Annotated in this window: 10 protein-coding genes; 4 read left to right on the plus strand and 6 right to left on the minus strand. The window is 69.9% G+C overall.

Features of this window, described 5'->3' with window-relative positions; translation table 11 throughout:
• Positions 1 to 77: 77 nt before the first annotated feature.
• From JEQ17_RS23145 to JEQ17_RS23160, 4 genes are all read left to right on the plus strand, one after another.
• Entirely contained in the window at positions 78 to 1,022 is a 945-nt protein-coding gene (locus tag JEQ17_RS23145) for a MerR family transcriptional regulator (protein ID WP_200397009.1), read from the plus strand.
• 122 nt (positions 1,023 to 1,144) lie between these two features.
• Positions 1,145 to 1,693: an RNA 2'-phosphotransferase gene (locus JEQ17_RS23150; RefSeq protein WP_200397010.1), complete on the plus strand. Its 549-nt coding sequence runs from the start codon at positions 1,145 to 1,147 to the stop codon at positions 1,691 to 1,693.
• A gap of 233 nt (positions 1,694 to 1,926) precedes the next feature.
• Positions 1,927 to 2,841 (plus strand): LLM class flavin-dependent oxidoreductase, encoded by a 915-nt coding sequence (locus JEQ17_RS23155; protein ID WP_200397011.1) that lies wholly within the window; start codon positions 1,927 to 1,929, stop codon positions 2,839 to 2,841.
• A gap of 236 nt (positions 2,842 to 3,077) precedes the next feature.
• Positions 3,078 to 3,965: a Cof-type HAD-IIB family hydrolase gene (locus tag JEQ17_RS23160; RefSeq protein WP_200397012.1), complete on the plus strand. Its 888-nt coding sequence runs from the start codon at positions 3,078 to 3,080 to the stop codon at positions 3,963 to 3,965.
• 109 nt (positions 3,966 to 4,074) lie between these two features.
• Here the strand turns inward: JEQ17_RS23160 and JEQ17_RS23165 are convergent, their stop codons facing one another.
• The 6 genes from JEQ17_RS23165 to hisC form a co-directional block, all read right to left on the minus strand.
• On the minus strand, positions 4,075 to 5,121 hold the full coding sequence (locus JEQ17_RS23165) for a M23 family metallopeptidase (RefSeq protein ID WP_200397013.1): 1,047 nt from the start codon (positions 5,119 to 5,121) through the stop codon (positions 4,075 to 4,077).
• Positions 5,122 to 5,293: 172 nt separating this feature from the next.
• Positions 5,294 to 6,955, minus strand: coding sequence for a sensor histidine kinase (locus JEQ17_RS23170; protein ID WP_200397014.1), 1,662 nt, complete (start codon positions 6,953 to 6,955; stop codon positions 5,294 to 5,296).
• A gap of 187 nt (positions 6,956 to 7,142) precedes the next feature.
• Entirely contained in the window at positions 7,143 to 10,652 is a 3,510-nt protein-coding gene (gene cydD / locus JEQ17_RS23175) for a thiol reductant ABC exporter subunit CydD (protein WP_200397015.1), read from the minus strand.
• 92 nt (positions 10,653 to 10,744) lie between these two features.
• A complete protein-coding gene (gene cydB, locus JEQ17_RS23180; RefSeq protein ID WP_200397016.1) occupies positions 10,745 to 11,749 on the minus strand; it encodes a cytochrome d ubiquinol oxidase subunit II in 1,005 nt (334 codons plus the stop codon).
• A gap of 20 nt (positions 11,750 to 11,769) precedes the next feature.
• Positions 11,770 to 13,278 carry a cytochrome ubiquinol oxidase subunit I gene (locus JEQ17_RS23185; RefSeq protein WP_200397017.1) on the minus strand — a complete coding sequence of 503 codons (1,509 nt, stop codon included), beginning with the start codon at positions 13,276 to 13,278 and terminating at the stop codon, positions 11,770 to 11,772.
• A 271-nt stretch (positions 13,279 to 13,549) separates the two neighbouring features.
• A complete protein-coding gene (gene hisC / locus JEQ17_RS23190) occupies positions 13,550 to 14,632 on the minus strand; it encodes a histidinol-phosphate transaminase (protein WP_200397018.1) in 1,083 nt (360 codons plus the stop codon).
• Positions 14,633 to 14,637 lie beyond the last annotated feature (5 nt).

Consider the following 14,637-nt stretch of genomic DNA (forward strand, 5'->3'; position numbering starts at 1 on the left):
GGCATCGGGTAGCGGTACAGGTGGCTGCATCAGGTAGCGGTATCGGGTGGCGACGAGGACTCGGGAAGGCAGGGACCGTGGACGACGAGCCGGCCGGCGTCGCGTACCGGATCGAGGACCTGGCGCACCACAGCGGTGCCACGGTCCGGACGATCCGCGCCTACCAGGACCGCGGGCTTCTCCCCCGGCCCGAGAGGCGCGGCCGCGCCAACGTGTACTCGGACGCCCATCTGGCCCGGCTGCGCCAGATCGCCGACCTCCTGGACCGCGGCTACACACTGGCCTCGATCAAGGAACTCCTGGAGGCCTGGGACGCGGGCCGGGGCCTCGGCGGTGTGCTCGGTCTGGTCGCGGAGGTCGACGGGCCGTGGACTGACGAGGAGGCGGTCCGTATCTCGCGGGCCGAGCTCGACGAGCGGTTCGGCGGCCACCCGGACGACACGGCGGTTGCCGACGCCGTCGAGCTCGGGGTGCTCGAACGCGTTCCGGGCAGCGAGGACACATTTCTTGTGCCGAGCCCCCAAGAGCTGGCCGTGGCCGCCGAGTTGTACGAGGCGGGCGTCCCACTGTCCGCGATCTCGGGCCATCTGCGGGAGTTGAGGGGGCAGGTGGAGCACATCGCCTCGCGCTTCCTGGAGTTCACCAGCGAGCACGTCTTCGCCCGCTATCTCGGCGAGCACCCTCCGACGGACGCGGATGCCGCCGAAGCCGCCGCACTCGTACGACGTCTGCGGCCGCTCGCACGCCAGACGGTGGACGCCGAACTCGCCCGGGCCATGCGGCTGTTCGCCAACCGGCATCTGCGTCGGCATCTCGGTGCCGAGCAGCCCCCGGTGCCTGCGGACGAGACGCGATCCGTGGTCGTCCCCGTGGAGACAATGACCGCTGTGGAGCGGCTCGTCGGCGCGGAGAACGCGGCGGAGTTCATCGCCGTGGCCGCCGAACGGGAGGTCAGGGCCCGTGCCTTGGACGCCCTCGCCGCAAATCATGGCGACTCTAAGAAAGTTGACGAACCATCGTAAAGTGTCGGCGAGTTGTCCACAGATTCTCCAACTGGCCCTGTGGATAACGCACTTGGCTGTGGATCAAACCTCCGAGTCAAAATCAAATGCGTGACGAGCATCTCGCCAGGCACTCTGGCGGGATGGACGAAAGACGCACCGTGAAAGTGTCGAAGTATCTCTCGAAGCACCTGCGGCATCAGCCCGAGCGGATCGGGCTCACGCTCGACGAGGCCGGCTGGGTCGAGATCGAAACGCTCATGGCCGCGGCGGCGGCACACGGCTTCCGGTTCACCCGGGACGAGCTCGACCACGTGGTCGCGAACAACGACAAGCGGCGATTCGCGATCGAGGGCTCGCGGATCCGTGCCAGCCAGGGCCACTCAGTCGAGGTCGACCTGGGCCTGGCGGCGGCGACCCCGCCCGCGTACCTCTACCACGGGACCGTCGCCCACAGCCTGGACGCGATCCGCGCCGAGGGGCTGCTGCCGATGAACCGGCACGACGTGCACCTCTCGCCCGACCGCGAGACCGCGACCCGTGTCGGTGCCCGCCGCGGCCGTCCCGTCGTGCTCTCCGTGGACGCGGCCGCCATGCACCGCGACGGCCACGAGTTCCGGGTGAGCGCCAACGGGGTCTGGCTCACGGCCGCCGTGCCCCCGCGCTATCTGCGGTTTCCGGCCCCGCACTGAGCGGACGCGGGTCGTCCGGCGGGCTGGCCCGGACCCATCGCAGCGGACTGGCCCGAGTCCATCCCCCCGTGGGCTTGCCCAGATCCATCAGCGCGGGCTTGCCCGGACCCATCGGCGCGGGCTTGCCTGAGCCAAGTCCATCCTCTGCGAGCCTGCCCGGCCCCGGACAGGGACCCCGCACCGCCCACCGGCCGTTTGAGGTGTGCCTGGCGGCTGCGCTTAGGCTCTGAGGCATGAGTCTGCGCCTGAGCACCGTGATCCTGCCGTACCTCCGCTGGCACGAGGGAGGGCGTTCCGCATGGCAGCGCGCCGAGCAGCTCGGGTTCCACACCGCGTTCACGTACGACCATCTGTCGTGGCGGACGTTCCGCGAGGGGCCCTGGTACGGGGCGGTGCCGACGCTCACCGCCGCCGCGGGAGCCACCGACCGGCTGCGCCTCGGCACGCTGGTCACCTCCCCGAACTTCCGGCATCCGGTGACCCTCGCCAAGGAACTGATCGCGCTGGACGACATCTCCGGTGGCCGGATCACACTGGGCATCGGCGCGGGCGGCAACGGCTTCGACGCCACAACGCTGCTGAAGAGCGGCGAGGAGCCCTGGACGCCGCGCGAGCGAGCCGACCGCTTCGGCGAGTTCGTGCCGCTGCTCGACCGGCTGCTCACCGAGGACTCCGTCTCGTACGACGGCACGTTCTATTCGGCGCGCGAGGCCTACAACATCCCCGGGTGCGTCCAGCGGCCCCGGCTGCCCTTCGCGGTCGCCGCCACCGGGCCGCGCGGGCTGAAGCTCGCCGCCGGGTACGGGGAGGCGTGGGTGACGACGGGCGATCCGAAACTGTTCGAGACGGGCACGCCCGAGCAGTCGGTTCAGGCCATTCGCGGACAGGTCGAGAAGCTGGCCACCGCGTGCGAGGCGGTCGGCCGCGACGTGAACGAACTCGACAAGGTCCTGCTCACCGGTTTCACCCCGGACCGCGCGCGTCCGCTGGAGTCCCTCGACGCGTTCGTCGACTTCGCGGGCCGGCACATGGAGCTGGGCTTCACCGACATCGTGATCCACTGGCCCGTCCCGGACTATCCGGACTTCGCCGCGGACGAGAAGGTCTTCGAGCACATCGCGATGGAGGCGGTCGGACAACTCGGCTGAGGCCCTGCCCGGCACCCCGCTCCGACACGTCGCTCCGGCGCCTCGCCTCGGCGCCTCCCTCCGACACCTCATTCCCGAGGCACGCTCCCGAGGCTGATCGGGGGGTGGCGGCCGCTTCGACGGTCCTTCACCCGGTTCCCTCCAGGATGGCCGCACTGCACCCCGTGGATGAAAAAGGTGCAGGTGAGGGCAGGTGTCACTCAGATGTGCGGACCGCCGCACGCCCGTGCGCGCATATGCGGGAGAATGAGGAAGTGACCTCAGCGACCCGACGGCCCGGGAACCCGGCCTCCACTCTCCCGCCCCGGCTGATCGCCACGGATCTCGACGGCACCCTGCTGCGCGATGACAAGTCCGTCTCGCCGCGCACGATCGCCGCCCTGGCCGCCGCCGAGGAGGCGGGCATCGAGGTCTTCTTCGTGACAGGACGGCCCGCCCGCTGGATGGACGTCGTCAGCGACCATGTCCACGGTCATGGCCTCGCCATCTGCGGGAACGGCGCCGCCGTGGTCGACCTGCACGGCGGCCCCGGCGCCCACCGCTTCGTCAAGGTCCGGGAACTGGCGCGGGAGAACGCGCTCGACGCGGTACGGCTGCTCCGTGACGCCGCGCCGGGCACGGTGTTCGCCATCGAGCAGACGTACGGCTTCTACCAGGAGCCGGCGTATCCGAAGCTGCACATGGAGACCCCCGACACCCTCGCGCCCGCCGAGAAACTCCTGGCGCCGGACGCGCCCGGTGCCGATGAGCCCGTGCTCAAGATCCTCGCCTTCCACCACGAGATCGCCCCGGACGACTTCCTCATGACGGCCCGCCTGGCCATCGGCGACCGGGCCAACGTCACCCGCTCCAGCCCGAGCGCTCTCCTGGAGATCAGCGGCCCCGGAGTCTCGAAGGCCAGCACGCTCGCGCTGTGCTGTGCCGAGCGCGGTATCTCGCACGAGGAGGTCGTCGCCTTCGGCGACATGCCCAACGACGTGGAGATGCTCACCTGGGCGGGCACGTCGTACGCGATGGGCAACGCCCACCCCGACGTGATCGCGGCAGCCTCCGGTCGTACGGTCGCCAACAACGAGGACGGGGTGGCCGTCGTGATCGAGCGGATACTCGCGGACCGCCGGTAGCGGAGCGGACACTCGCCGCACGCCAGTAGTCGAGCCGACACTCGCCGAGCGCCGGTAAGGGACGGCATCCTGGCGCCTGCCCCTTACCCACCCTCTCCTGGACCTCGATCTACAGCCGAACCCCACGCCTGGCCAGCCACTCCCGTGGATCGACTCCCGATCCCAGCTGGGGCGTCAGGCGTACCTCGAAGTGCAGATGCGGCCCGGTCGAGTTGCCCGTCGTGCCCGACTGGCCCACCCACTGCCCCGCGGCCACCCGCTCGCCCTGTTCCACGGTGACAGCGGCCAGGTGGGCGTACTGGGTGTAGTAGCCCCCCGCGTGTTTCACCACGACCTCGATCCCGAACGCGCCGCCGCACGACACCTTCACCACCCGCCCCGCGCCCACCGACCGCACCGGCGTCCCGATGTCCACCGCGAAGTCCTGCCCGGTGTGCCGGCTCGCCCAGCGATCACCGCCGTTGCCGAAGCCCGAGGAGAGTTCGTACGTCTCCACGGGCGCGACCCACGGCTGGACGAAACCCGTTCGCGGCTGGTCGAGCCGGACGGCGCCACGGCACGCGCCGGCCGCGACCGCGGCGTCCGCCTGCCCCTGGAGCGTCCACTGGGCCTCTTCCAGCTTCTTCTCGATCCCCCGCTTGATCTTGGCGAGTTCGCCGTTGCGCCGCTCCAGCACCTGCCAGGCCGACGCCGCCTTCTCCTCGTCGGCGGCGAGCCGTGCCTCGGCCCTGCGACTCTTGGTGACAGCGTTGTTGACCGCCAGATCCGCCTGCCAGACGGCACGCTGACCCCGCATCAGCTCCTCGGGGCTCTCCGCGAGCAGCATCTGCGCGGTGTGCGGGAGTCCGCCGCCGCTGCGGTACTGGGCGCGCGCGATCCGGCCGAGATCCCCGTGCAGCGCGGCGATGTCCTCCCGCTCACGCGTGAGGAGCCGCTCCAGACGCTGCGCCCGGCCCCGCTGCACCTCGGCCTCCCGGCGCCCCGCCTCGTACTGCTGCGTCGCCAGCGAAGCCTCCTCGTACAGCCGCACCACCTCGGCGCTCAGGCCGCCCCGGGTGTCGGTGTCTCCCGTGGCCGACGTGGGCCGGGCGATCAGGACGGCCAGCGCGCACAGCAGCACGGGGAGGAACAGGGGATGGCGACGTCGTGAGCGCATGACATCGATCGTGTCGCGCTCAAGCGGCTCCGGTCCTGTTCAAGTCGTACACCTGGGGGACCGGTTGTCACGGATGGACCATTCCACTGAGCCGAACAGGGGCCTGGTCGAGGGGACTTCGGCGGGTCGCATTGCGCTGCTGACCGGACCGGCCGACCGCACCCGGGTTCCTTCAGTACGGCGCCTCCCACACCACCGACGCGCCACCGCCGTTCTCCCCACTGCCCGGCCCGTACCAACTGTCCCCGCCCAACGACTCCGCCCGTCGCGCCAGGTTCTTGAGCCCGCTGCGCCGCCCGCCCTCGGGGATGCCGACACCGTCGTCCGTGACGGTCAGCCGTACGCCGAGCCGTCCGTCCGGCAGTCGTACGGTCGCGTCCACGGTGACGTCGATACGGGACGCCCCCGCGTGCCGGAAGGCGTTGGACAGGGCCTCGCGGAGGGCCGCGATGAGGTTCTTGGCCGTGAGTTCGCCGACCGCCATGTCGACGGGCCCGACGAAGTGGTGCGACGGCCTGAAGCCGAGCGGCACGGCGGCCATGTTGATCTCGCGCAGCACGCGTGTCCGCAGCCCTGTAGGCACGTCGGCCGGTTCCTGCTGGAGCGCGAAGATGGCGGTGCGGATCTCCTGGATGGTGACGTCGAGTTCGTCGACCGCCTTGCCCACACCCTGTCGCACCTCGGGCACGGCGGACCTCCGCTGTGCGCTCTCCAGCATCATCCCGGTGGTGAACAGTCGCTGGATGACGAGATCGTGCAGGTCACGGGCGATCCGGTCGCGGTCCTCGTAGACCGCGAGCCGCTCCCGGTCGCGCTGCATCTCCGCCATCATCAGAGCCAGAGCGGCCTGCGAGGCGAACCGCGTCGCCAGGTTGCTCTCGGTCTCCGAGAACGGCCGCGAGCCCTCCGAGCGAGCCATGACGAGGGTTCCCATGACGCGGCCGCCGCTCTGGAGGGGCAGCAGCATCGTCGGCCCGTAGCCGCCGGAGAGGTCGCCGAGCATGCGCGGGTCGGTTGCCGCGTGCTCGACGAACACGGCTTCTCCCGCAAGGAGTTCGCCCACGACCTCGTTCTCGGCCGGCACGACCAGCCCCAGCGCCTTCGACGGCCGTTCGGACGCCACGGCGACGATCTCCAGACCGCCCCCGGCCGCGGGCAACAGTACGAGTCCGGCGGCCGAGTCGGAGAGCCGGCGAGCCTGTTCCGCGACCACTTGGAGGGCCTCGTCGGCGTCCCCGCCGGACAGGAGCGCGGTCGTGACGGCCACGGATCCGTCGATCCAGCGCTCGCGCTGCTTGGCGGCCTCGTACAGACGCGCGTTCCCGATGGCGATGCCCGCCTCCCCGGCCAGCACACGCACCATGTCGAGGTCGTGGTCGTCGAACGACCCTCCGCCGCGCTTCTCGGCCAGGTAGAGGTTGCCGAAGATCTCCCCCTGCACACGGATGGGGACCCCCAGGAAGCCGCGCATCCGTGGATGGTGCTCCGGGAACCCGCACGACCGGGGATCTTCCGTCGGCTCCGCGAGCCGCACGGGTTCGGGCTCGCGGAGGAGTTCCCCCAGCAGCCCCTCGTGCCCGTTCGGCAGCCGCCCGATCAGCCGGGCCGTCTCCCCGTCGACTCCCTGATACACGAACTCGGCCAGCCCGTTTCCGTCCTCCGCCGCCACGCCGATCGCCGCGTAGCGCGCGTCCGCCAGCTCCGCCGCGGTCCCACAGATCCGCTCCAGCGTGGACCGCAGCTCAAGCCCGCTCCCCACCGACCGCATCGCTTCCAGCAACCGCGGCACATCATCAGAATCCGCGACACCACCAAAGCTCGACACGTCAGGCATACACAGAGCCTAATTAGTCCCTTTTGTGATTGAAAGTCGAGCCCTTCGAGCTGAGGACCACGACCATCTGCTTGGAAGGGCGATCGGACTCACGCACAACGGGCACAACCGCCCGCTTTCAGGGGCGCGGGGAACTGCGCGACCAGCCACCACACCCCCGCAGCCGACCTACCACCGCAACCAAGCCTCACCGCACACCAACCAACCGCTCCGTCCGACTCTCCCGCTCGAACATCCCCCGCAACGCCCCCTCCCCACGCACCAACTCCCCGTACGCCCCCCGCTGCACCACACACCCGTCATCCAGCACGATCACCTCGTCGACCGCCTCAAGCCCCGCCAGCCGATGCGTGATCAACAACGTCGTACGCCCCTCGGTCGCGGCCAGCAGGTCGGCGGTGAGCGCATCCGCGGTCGCCAGGTCGAGATGCTCCGCGGGCTCGTCGAGAACGAGCACGGGAAAGTCCGCGAGCAACGCCCGCGCCAGAGCGAGCCGCTGCCGCTGCCCCCCGGACAACCGCGCCCCGTGCTCACCGATCAACGTGTCCAGCCCGTCGGGCAGCCCGTCGACCCAGTCGAGCAACCGCACCCGCCCCAGCACGTCCCGCAGCGCGGAATCCGTGGCGTCCTTCCGAGCGAGCAGCAGGTTCTCCCGTACGGAACTGTCGAAGAGATGGGCATCCTGTGCGCACAGCCCGACCAGCCGCCGTACGTCGTCACCGTCCATGCCGTACGCGTCGACGCCGCCCAGCGTGTACGTCCCCGCACCGGCGTCCAGGAACCGCAGCAACACCTGGGCGAGGGTCGTCTTGCCCGCCCCGGACGTCCCCACCACAGCAGTGCGCCGTCCGCGTTCAAGCGTCAGGTCGACCCCGGCGAGCGCGTCCCGCTCCTGTCCGGCGTGACGGGCGGCCAGGCCCTTCACGACGACGGGGAACGGCGTCCCGGGCGCCTCCAGCGGCCGCTCCGGTTCGCGTACGGGCTCGGGCGCGTCCAGCACCTCGTACACGCGCTCCGCGCTCTGGCGCACCCGTTGGCGGTACTGGACCGCGAGGGGCAGCCCCAGGACGGCCTCGAAGGCGGCGAGCGGGGTGAGGACGACGACGGCCATCGCCACGCCGCTGAGCCGCCCGTCGAGGACCGCCTGGGCGCCGACGAGGGCGGTGGCCGCGACGGTGAGTCCGGAGACCAACGCGATGAGCCCGTCGCCGAGCGCGGTGGCGGTGGCGGCGCGTGAGGCGATACGGGTCAGTTCGCCGTCCGCCCGCCGTACCTCGGCGGTACGCGCGGGCAGTGCACCAGCGACCGTCAACTCGGCCGTCCCCGTGAGGAGATCGGCCACCCGGGTCGCCAGTACTCCGCGTGCCGGGGCCAGCCAGCGCTCGGAACGGCGTGCGACGGGCCCGGTCACCAGTGGGACGCCCACCCCGGCGGCGAGCAGCCCGAGCGCGAGGGCGGCCCCGGCCTCCGGCAGCAGCCAGGCCGTGAACCCGACGGAGCCGGCGGACACGACGGCCGCGGCCGCGGCGGGCAGCAGCCAGCGGAGCCAGTAGTCCTGCAACGCGTCGACGTCGGCGACGAGTCGCGAGAGCAGATCACCGCGGCGGGCGGTACGCAGCCCGGCGGGCGCGAGCCGTTCGAGGCGCCGGTACACGGCGACCCGGGTGTCGGCGAGCATCCGCAGCACCGCGTCGTGCGACACGAGCCGCTCGGCGTACCGGAAGACGGCCCGCCCGATTCCGAACGCCCGCGTGGCCGTCACGGCGACCATCAGATAGAGCACGGGCGGCTGCTGCGAGGCCCTGGAGATCAGCCAGCCGGAGGTGGCCATGAGGCCGACAGCACTGCCGAGCGCGAGACTGCCGAGCAGGAGGGCAAGCACCAGCCGCCCGCGCCGAGGCCCGGCCATGGCACGCACCCGCGCGAGCACACCCTCCCGCCCCTTCGGGAGCAGGGTCGACGCTTCCTCGCCGCCCGCGGGCACCGCGGCCACCAGATCGGCCCGAAGCTCCTTGCCACCGCCGGAGCCCACGGAACCGTCCACCGCGACGGGCGCCTCCGGCTCCAGCCGCACCACCCGGTCCGCCACGTCCAGCAGCGCGGGCCGGTGGACGACGAGCAGCACGGTCCGCCCCACCGCAAGGCGCCTGACCGCTTCCACGACCTCGGCCTCGGTCGCTCCGTCCAGCGAGGCCGTCGGCTCGTCGAGCAGCAGCACCGGCCGGTCCGCGAGGAACGCCCGCGCCAGAGCCAGCCGTTGACGCTGCCCGGCGGACAGCCCGGCACCTTCCTCACCCAGCAGCGTCCGTACGCCCTCGGGCAGCGCGTCCACGAATTCAAGAGCCCCGGCATCCGCCAGCGCCCGCCGCACCGCGGAGTCGTCGGCGTCCGGCCGCGCCAGCCGTACGTTCTCGGCGACGGACCCGGCATACAGATGAGGGCGCTGCGGTACCCAGGCGACCTGTGAGCGCCACTCCTCCAGGGAGGTCCCGGTGAGATCGGCTCCCCCGACACGCACGCGACCCGAGGTGGGGGCCACGAATCCCAACAGCACGTTCAGGAGCGTCGACTTGCCCACGCCACTGGGCCCGACGAGGGCAACCGTCTCTCCGGGGTCGACCGCGAAGGACACGTCCGACACCGCGTCCGAGGACCGCCCGGGGTACCGGACCGTCACCCCTTCGAAGCGCACCCCTCCGGAGGGCGGCACCGCGCCGGTCCCGGACGTCGGCTCCGGGGTCTCCAGGACCGAGAAGATCTCCTCTGCGGCCGACAGCCCCTCCGCCGCCGCGTGATACTGCGCCCCCACCTGTCGCAGTGGCAGATAGGCCTCGGGCGCGAGAATGAGGACGACCAGACCGTCGTACAACGCCATCTCGCCGTGGACGAGCCGCATTCCGATGGTCACCGCGACCAGGGCGACCGAGATCGTGGCAAGCAGCTCCAGCGCGAAGGACGAGATGAAGGCGATCCGCAGGGTCCGCATCGTCGCCTGGCGGTACTCCCCGGTGATCCGGCGGATCGAGTCGGCCTGCGCCTTGGCCCGACCGAACACCTTGAGTGTGGGCAGTCCCGCGACCACATCCAGGAAGTGACCCGAGAGCCGGGACAGCAACCGCCACTGACGGTCCATCTGCGACTGGGTGACCCAGCCGATGAGCATCATGAATACCGGGATGAGAGGCAGGGTGCCGACGATGATCGCCGCCGACACCCAGTCCTCGGTGACGATCCGCGCGAGCACCGCCACCGGCACGACCACCGCGAGCCCCAACTGCGGGAGATAGCGCGAGAAGTAGTCGTCCAGCGCGTCGACCCCACGGGTGGCGAGCGCGACCAGCGAACCGGTCCGCTGCCCACTGAGCCAGCCAGGGCCAAGCTCACCCGCACGCTCCAGCAACCGCCTCCGCAACTCCGACTTGACCGCCGCGCTCGCCCGGTGCGCGGCGAGTTCGGTGAGCCAGGAGACAAGCGCTCGGCCACTGGCGACGGCCACCAACAGCAATAGCGGGGTACGGAGTTCGGCAACCGGCAGTTCATGCTGGAAGGCACCGACCACCACTTCGGCGATCAGCATCGCCTGGGCGATGACCAGCCCCGCCCCCACAACTCCCAGACCGACAACCGCGATCAGGAACAGCCGGGTGGCGCGGGCGTATCGCAGCAGTCGCGGGTCGATCGGTTTCACGTGAAACACACCCTTGGGTCAAGCAGGTGTGTTTCACGTGAAACACACCCTCTTCTCATTGGGCCTGTTTCACGTGAAACAGGCCCATGGATTCATCGGTGCTAGTGCGCGGCGTCGGCGATGTGCTGCGTACCGATCCGCTTGCGGAACACCCAATACGTCCAGCCCTGGTAGAGCATCACCACCGGCGTCGCGATGACCGCACACCAGGTCATGATCTTCAGCGTGTACGGGCTCGACGAGGCGTTGGTGACCGTCAGGCTCCACTCGTCATTCAGCGAGGACGGCATGACGTTCGGGAAGAGCGACAGGAAGAGCATCGCAACGGCGGCGACGATGGTGAGGCCCGACAGCGCGAACGCCCAGCCTTCACGCCCCATCTGGTTCGCCCCGATCGCCGCGACCAGGGCGACGACCGCCACGATCAGAGCGACCAGGCTCTTGCCGTCGCCGTTGTCGGCCTGGGTCCAGAGCAGGAAAGCCAGCGCGAGCACCGCTGTCACCAGACCGAGCCCGAGCGCCAGCTTCCTGGCCCGCTCCCGGATGTCACCCAGGGTCTTGAGCGCCGCGAACACCGCCCCGTGGAAGGTGAACAGCGTCAGCGTCACCAGGCCGCCCAGGATGGCGTACGGGTTGAGCAGGTCCCAGAGGTTGCCCACGTACTCGAAGTCCCGGTCGATCTTCACGCCCCGGACGATGTTGCCGAAGGCCACGCCCCACAGGAACGCCGGGAGCAGCGAGGTCCAGAAGATCGCGTTCTCCCAGTTGCGCTGCCACTGCTCCTCGGGCCGCTTCGCCCGGTACTCGAAGGCGACGCCGCGCACGATCAGGCAGACCAGGATGAGCAGCAACGGCAGGTAGAAGCCCGAGAAGAGCGTGGCGTACCACTCGGGGAAGGCGGCGAAGGTCGCGCCGCCCGCCGAGAGCAGCCACACCTCGTTGCCGTCCCAGACCGGCCCGATGGTGTTGATCAGCACCCGCTTCTCGGTCCGGTTGCGGGCGAGCAGCTTGGTGAGGACGCCGATCCCGAAGTCGAAGCCCTCCAGGAAGAAGTAGCCGGTCCACAGGACGGCGATGAGGACGAACCAGACGTCGTGAAGTTCCATGACTCAGCAGCTCCCTGGGCCTAGTACGAGAAGGCCATCGGCTTGTCGGCGTCCCGGGGGTCGCCGCCGATCTTCGTGGGCGGATTGAGGTCGGCCTCCGTGAGCTCGGGCGGACCGGCCTTGACGTACTTCACGAGCAGCTTGACCTCGATGACGGCGAGGATCGCGTAGAGCGTGGTGAAGACGATCATCGAGGTGAGGATCTCGCCCTGCGAGACGCCGGGGGAGACCGCGTCGCGGGTCTGGAGCACGCCGTAGACGACCCACGGCTGACGGCCCATCTCGGTGAAGATCCAGCCCCACGAGTTGGCGATCAGCGGGAATCCCAGGGTCAGGATCGCGATGCGCCAGTACCACTTGGTGAGCGTCGGGCCGAGAGCCTTGTTCTTGAAGAGCACCACGTGCGGCACTTCGTCGTCGCCGACCCGCAGATGCTGCCCCAGCATGAACTTCTTCCTGGTCAGCCAGAGTCCGGCAAGACCGATGGCGAAGGACGTCATGCCGAAGCCGATCATCCAGCGGAATCCCCAGTAGGCGACGGGGATGTTGGGCCGGTAGTCGCCGGGCCCGAACCGCTCCTGCTCGGACTTGTTGACGTCGTTGATACCGGGGACGTACGAGGTGAAGTCGTCCTTGGCCAGGAAGGACAGCAGTCCCGGGATCTCTATGGCGACCTTGTTGTGGCCGGCGTCGACGTCCCCGTAGGCGAAAATGGAGAAGGGAGCGGGGGCCTCGCCGTCCCACAGCGCCTCGGCCGCGGCCATCTTCATCGGCTGCTGCTCGTACATGATCTTGCCGAGCGTGTCACCGCTGAGCGCGGTGAGCATGCCGCCGGCGACCACGGTGACGAGACCCAGGCGCAGCGAGGTCTTCATCACGGGGATGTGCTTCTTGCGGACCAGGTGGAAGGCGGCGATGCCGACCATGAAGGCGCCGCCCGTGAGGAAGGCCGCGGAGAGGGTGTGGAAGGCCTGGGCGAGCGCCGTGTTCTGGGTCAGGACCAGCCAGAAGTCGGTGAGTTCGGCACGGCCCTTCTGCTCGTTGATCCGGTAGCCGACGGGGTGCTGCATCCACGAGTTGGCCGCGAGGATGAAGTACGCCGACAGGATCGTGCCGATCGAGACCATCCAGATGCAGGCGAGGTGGATCTTCTTGGGCAGCTTGTCCCAGCCGAAGATCCACAGGCCGATGAAGGTGGACTCGAAGAAGAAGGCGATCAGCGCCTCGAAGGCGAGGGGGGCGCCGAAGACGTCACCGACGAAGCGCGAGTAGTCGGACCAGTTCATGCCGAACTGGAACTCCTGCACGATGCCCGTGACGACGCCCATCGCGATGTTGATCAGGAAGAGCTTGCCCCAGAACTTGGTGGCCTTGAGGTACTTCTCGTTCTCCGTCCGGACCCAGGCGGTCTGCAGGCCGGCGGTGAGCGCGGCGAGCGAGATCGTGAGCGGGACGAAGAGGAAGTGGTAGACGGTGGTGATGCCGAACTGCCATCGCGCCAGCGTCTCCGGCGCCAAAGCCAATTCCACGTCGTCATCTCCTTACATCGCCGAGGTATCGGCGTCAGTTTGTCCCGCTTGTCGTAGACATCACGGGATCAACTGGGACACGCTTGTGAACGCGTTCACATTCACAAGCAATTATGACGCATGGCAGTTCGAGGGTTGACACGCGGGGGGTGCCGGATCGGTCACACCGGCGTTCGGCCCGACAAAACCGGCACGGTGGACAGGCTCGACCGCCGGTCGGCACACACCCACCGACCGGCACCAGTACCAGTTCCGGCACCCCGCCAACCGACTAGAGCTCCTTGCGGAACGCCTCGGTCGTCTTGAGGAAGATGTCGTTCGCCTCGGTCTCGCCCACCGTGACCCGGACCCCCTCGGCGGCGAACGGCCGCACGACGACCCCTGCCTGCTCGCAGGCCGACGCGAAGTCGAGCGTGCGCTCACCGAGCCGCAGCCACACGAAGTTGGCCTGGGTCTCGGGCACCGTCCAGCCCTGCCCGCGCAGCGTCTCGACCACCCGGGCGCGCTCGGACACCAGCGAACCCACCCGGCCGAGCAGCTCGTCCTCGGCCCGCAGCGAGGCGACCGCCGCGTCCTGCGCGAGCTGGCTCACGCCGAAGGGCACCGCCGTCTTGCGCAGCGCCGCCGCCACCGGCTCATGGGCGATCGCGAAGCCGACCCGCAGCCCGGCCAGCCCGTACGCCTTGGAGAAGGTCCGCAGCACACACACGTTCGGCCGCTCGCGGTAGAGCTCGACGCCGTCCGGCACCTCGGAATCGCGGATGAACTCCCGGTACGCCTCGTCGAGGACCACGAGGACATCGCTCGGCACCCGGTCGAGGAACCGTTCCAGCTCGGCCCGGCGCACCACGGTGCCCGTGGGGTTGTTGGGGTTGCAGACGAAAATCAGCCGCGTCCGCTCGGTGATCGCGTCCGCCATCGCGTCGAGGTCGTGCACGTCCCCGGGCGTCAGCGGCACCTTCACCGATGTCGCCCCGCTGATCTGGGTGATGATCGGGTACGCCTCGAAGGACCGCCAGGCGTAGATCACCTCGTCGCCCGGCCCCGAGGTCGCCTGCAGCAGCTGCTGGGCGACACCGACCGAACCGGTGCCCGTGGCCAGATGCGTGAGCGGCACGCCGAAGCGGTCCGCCAGCTCGTTCATCAGCCCCGTGCACGCCATGTCGGGGTAGCGGTTGAAGGCGCCGGCCGCCGAGACCACACTCTCCATCACGCCCGGCAGCGGCGGGTAGGGATTCTCGTTGGAGGACAGCTTGTACGCCACCGGGCCGTCCGCGGCCGCGGCGGGCTTCCCCGGCTTGTAGGTGGGGATACCCTCCAGCTCGGCACGCAGCTTCGGGCTCGTCTCGCTCACCGCAC

The sequence above is a fragment of the Streptomyces liliifuscus genome (genome assembly GCF_016598615.1).
In the GTDB taxonomy this organism is placed as follows: Bacteria; Actinomycetota; Actinomycetes; order Streptomycetales; family Streptomycetaceae; genus Streptomyces; species Streptomyces liliifuscus.

Bases quoted from the DNA above. Each gene is read 5' to 3' on its own strand.
- JEQ17_RS23150 (WP_200397010.1), top strand. From the start codon at position 1,145: ATGGACGAAAGACGCACCGTGAAAGTGTCGAAGTATCTCTCGAAGCAC.
- JEQ17_RS23155 (WP_200397011.1), top strand. From the start codon at position 1,927: ATGAGTCTGCGCCTGAGCACCGTGATCCTGCCGTACCTCCGCTGGCAC.
- JEQ17_RS23160 (WP_200397012.1), top strand. From the start codon at position 3,078: ATGCGGGAGAATGAGGAAGTGACCTCAGCGACCCGACGGCCCGGGAAC.
- JEQ17_RS23165 (WP_200397013.1), bottom strand. From the start codon at position 5,121: ATGCGCTCACGACGTCGCCATCCCCTGTTCCTCCCCGTGCTGCTGTGC.
- JEQ17_RS23170 (WP_200397014.1), bottom strand. From the start codon at position 6,955: ATGCCTGACGTGTCGAGCTTTGGTGGTGTCGCGGATTCTGATGATGTG.
- cydB (WP_200397016.1), bottom strand. From the start codon at position 11,749: ATGGAACTTCACGACGTCTGGTTCGTCCTCATCGCCGTCCTGTGGACC.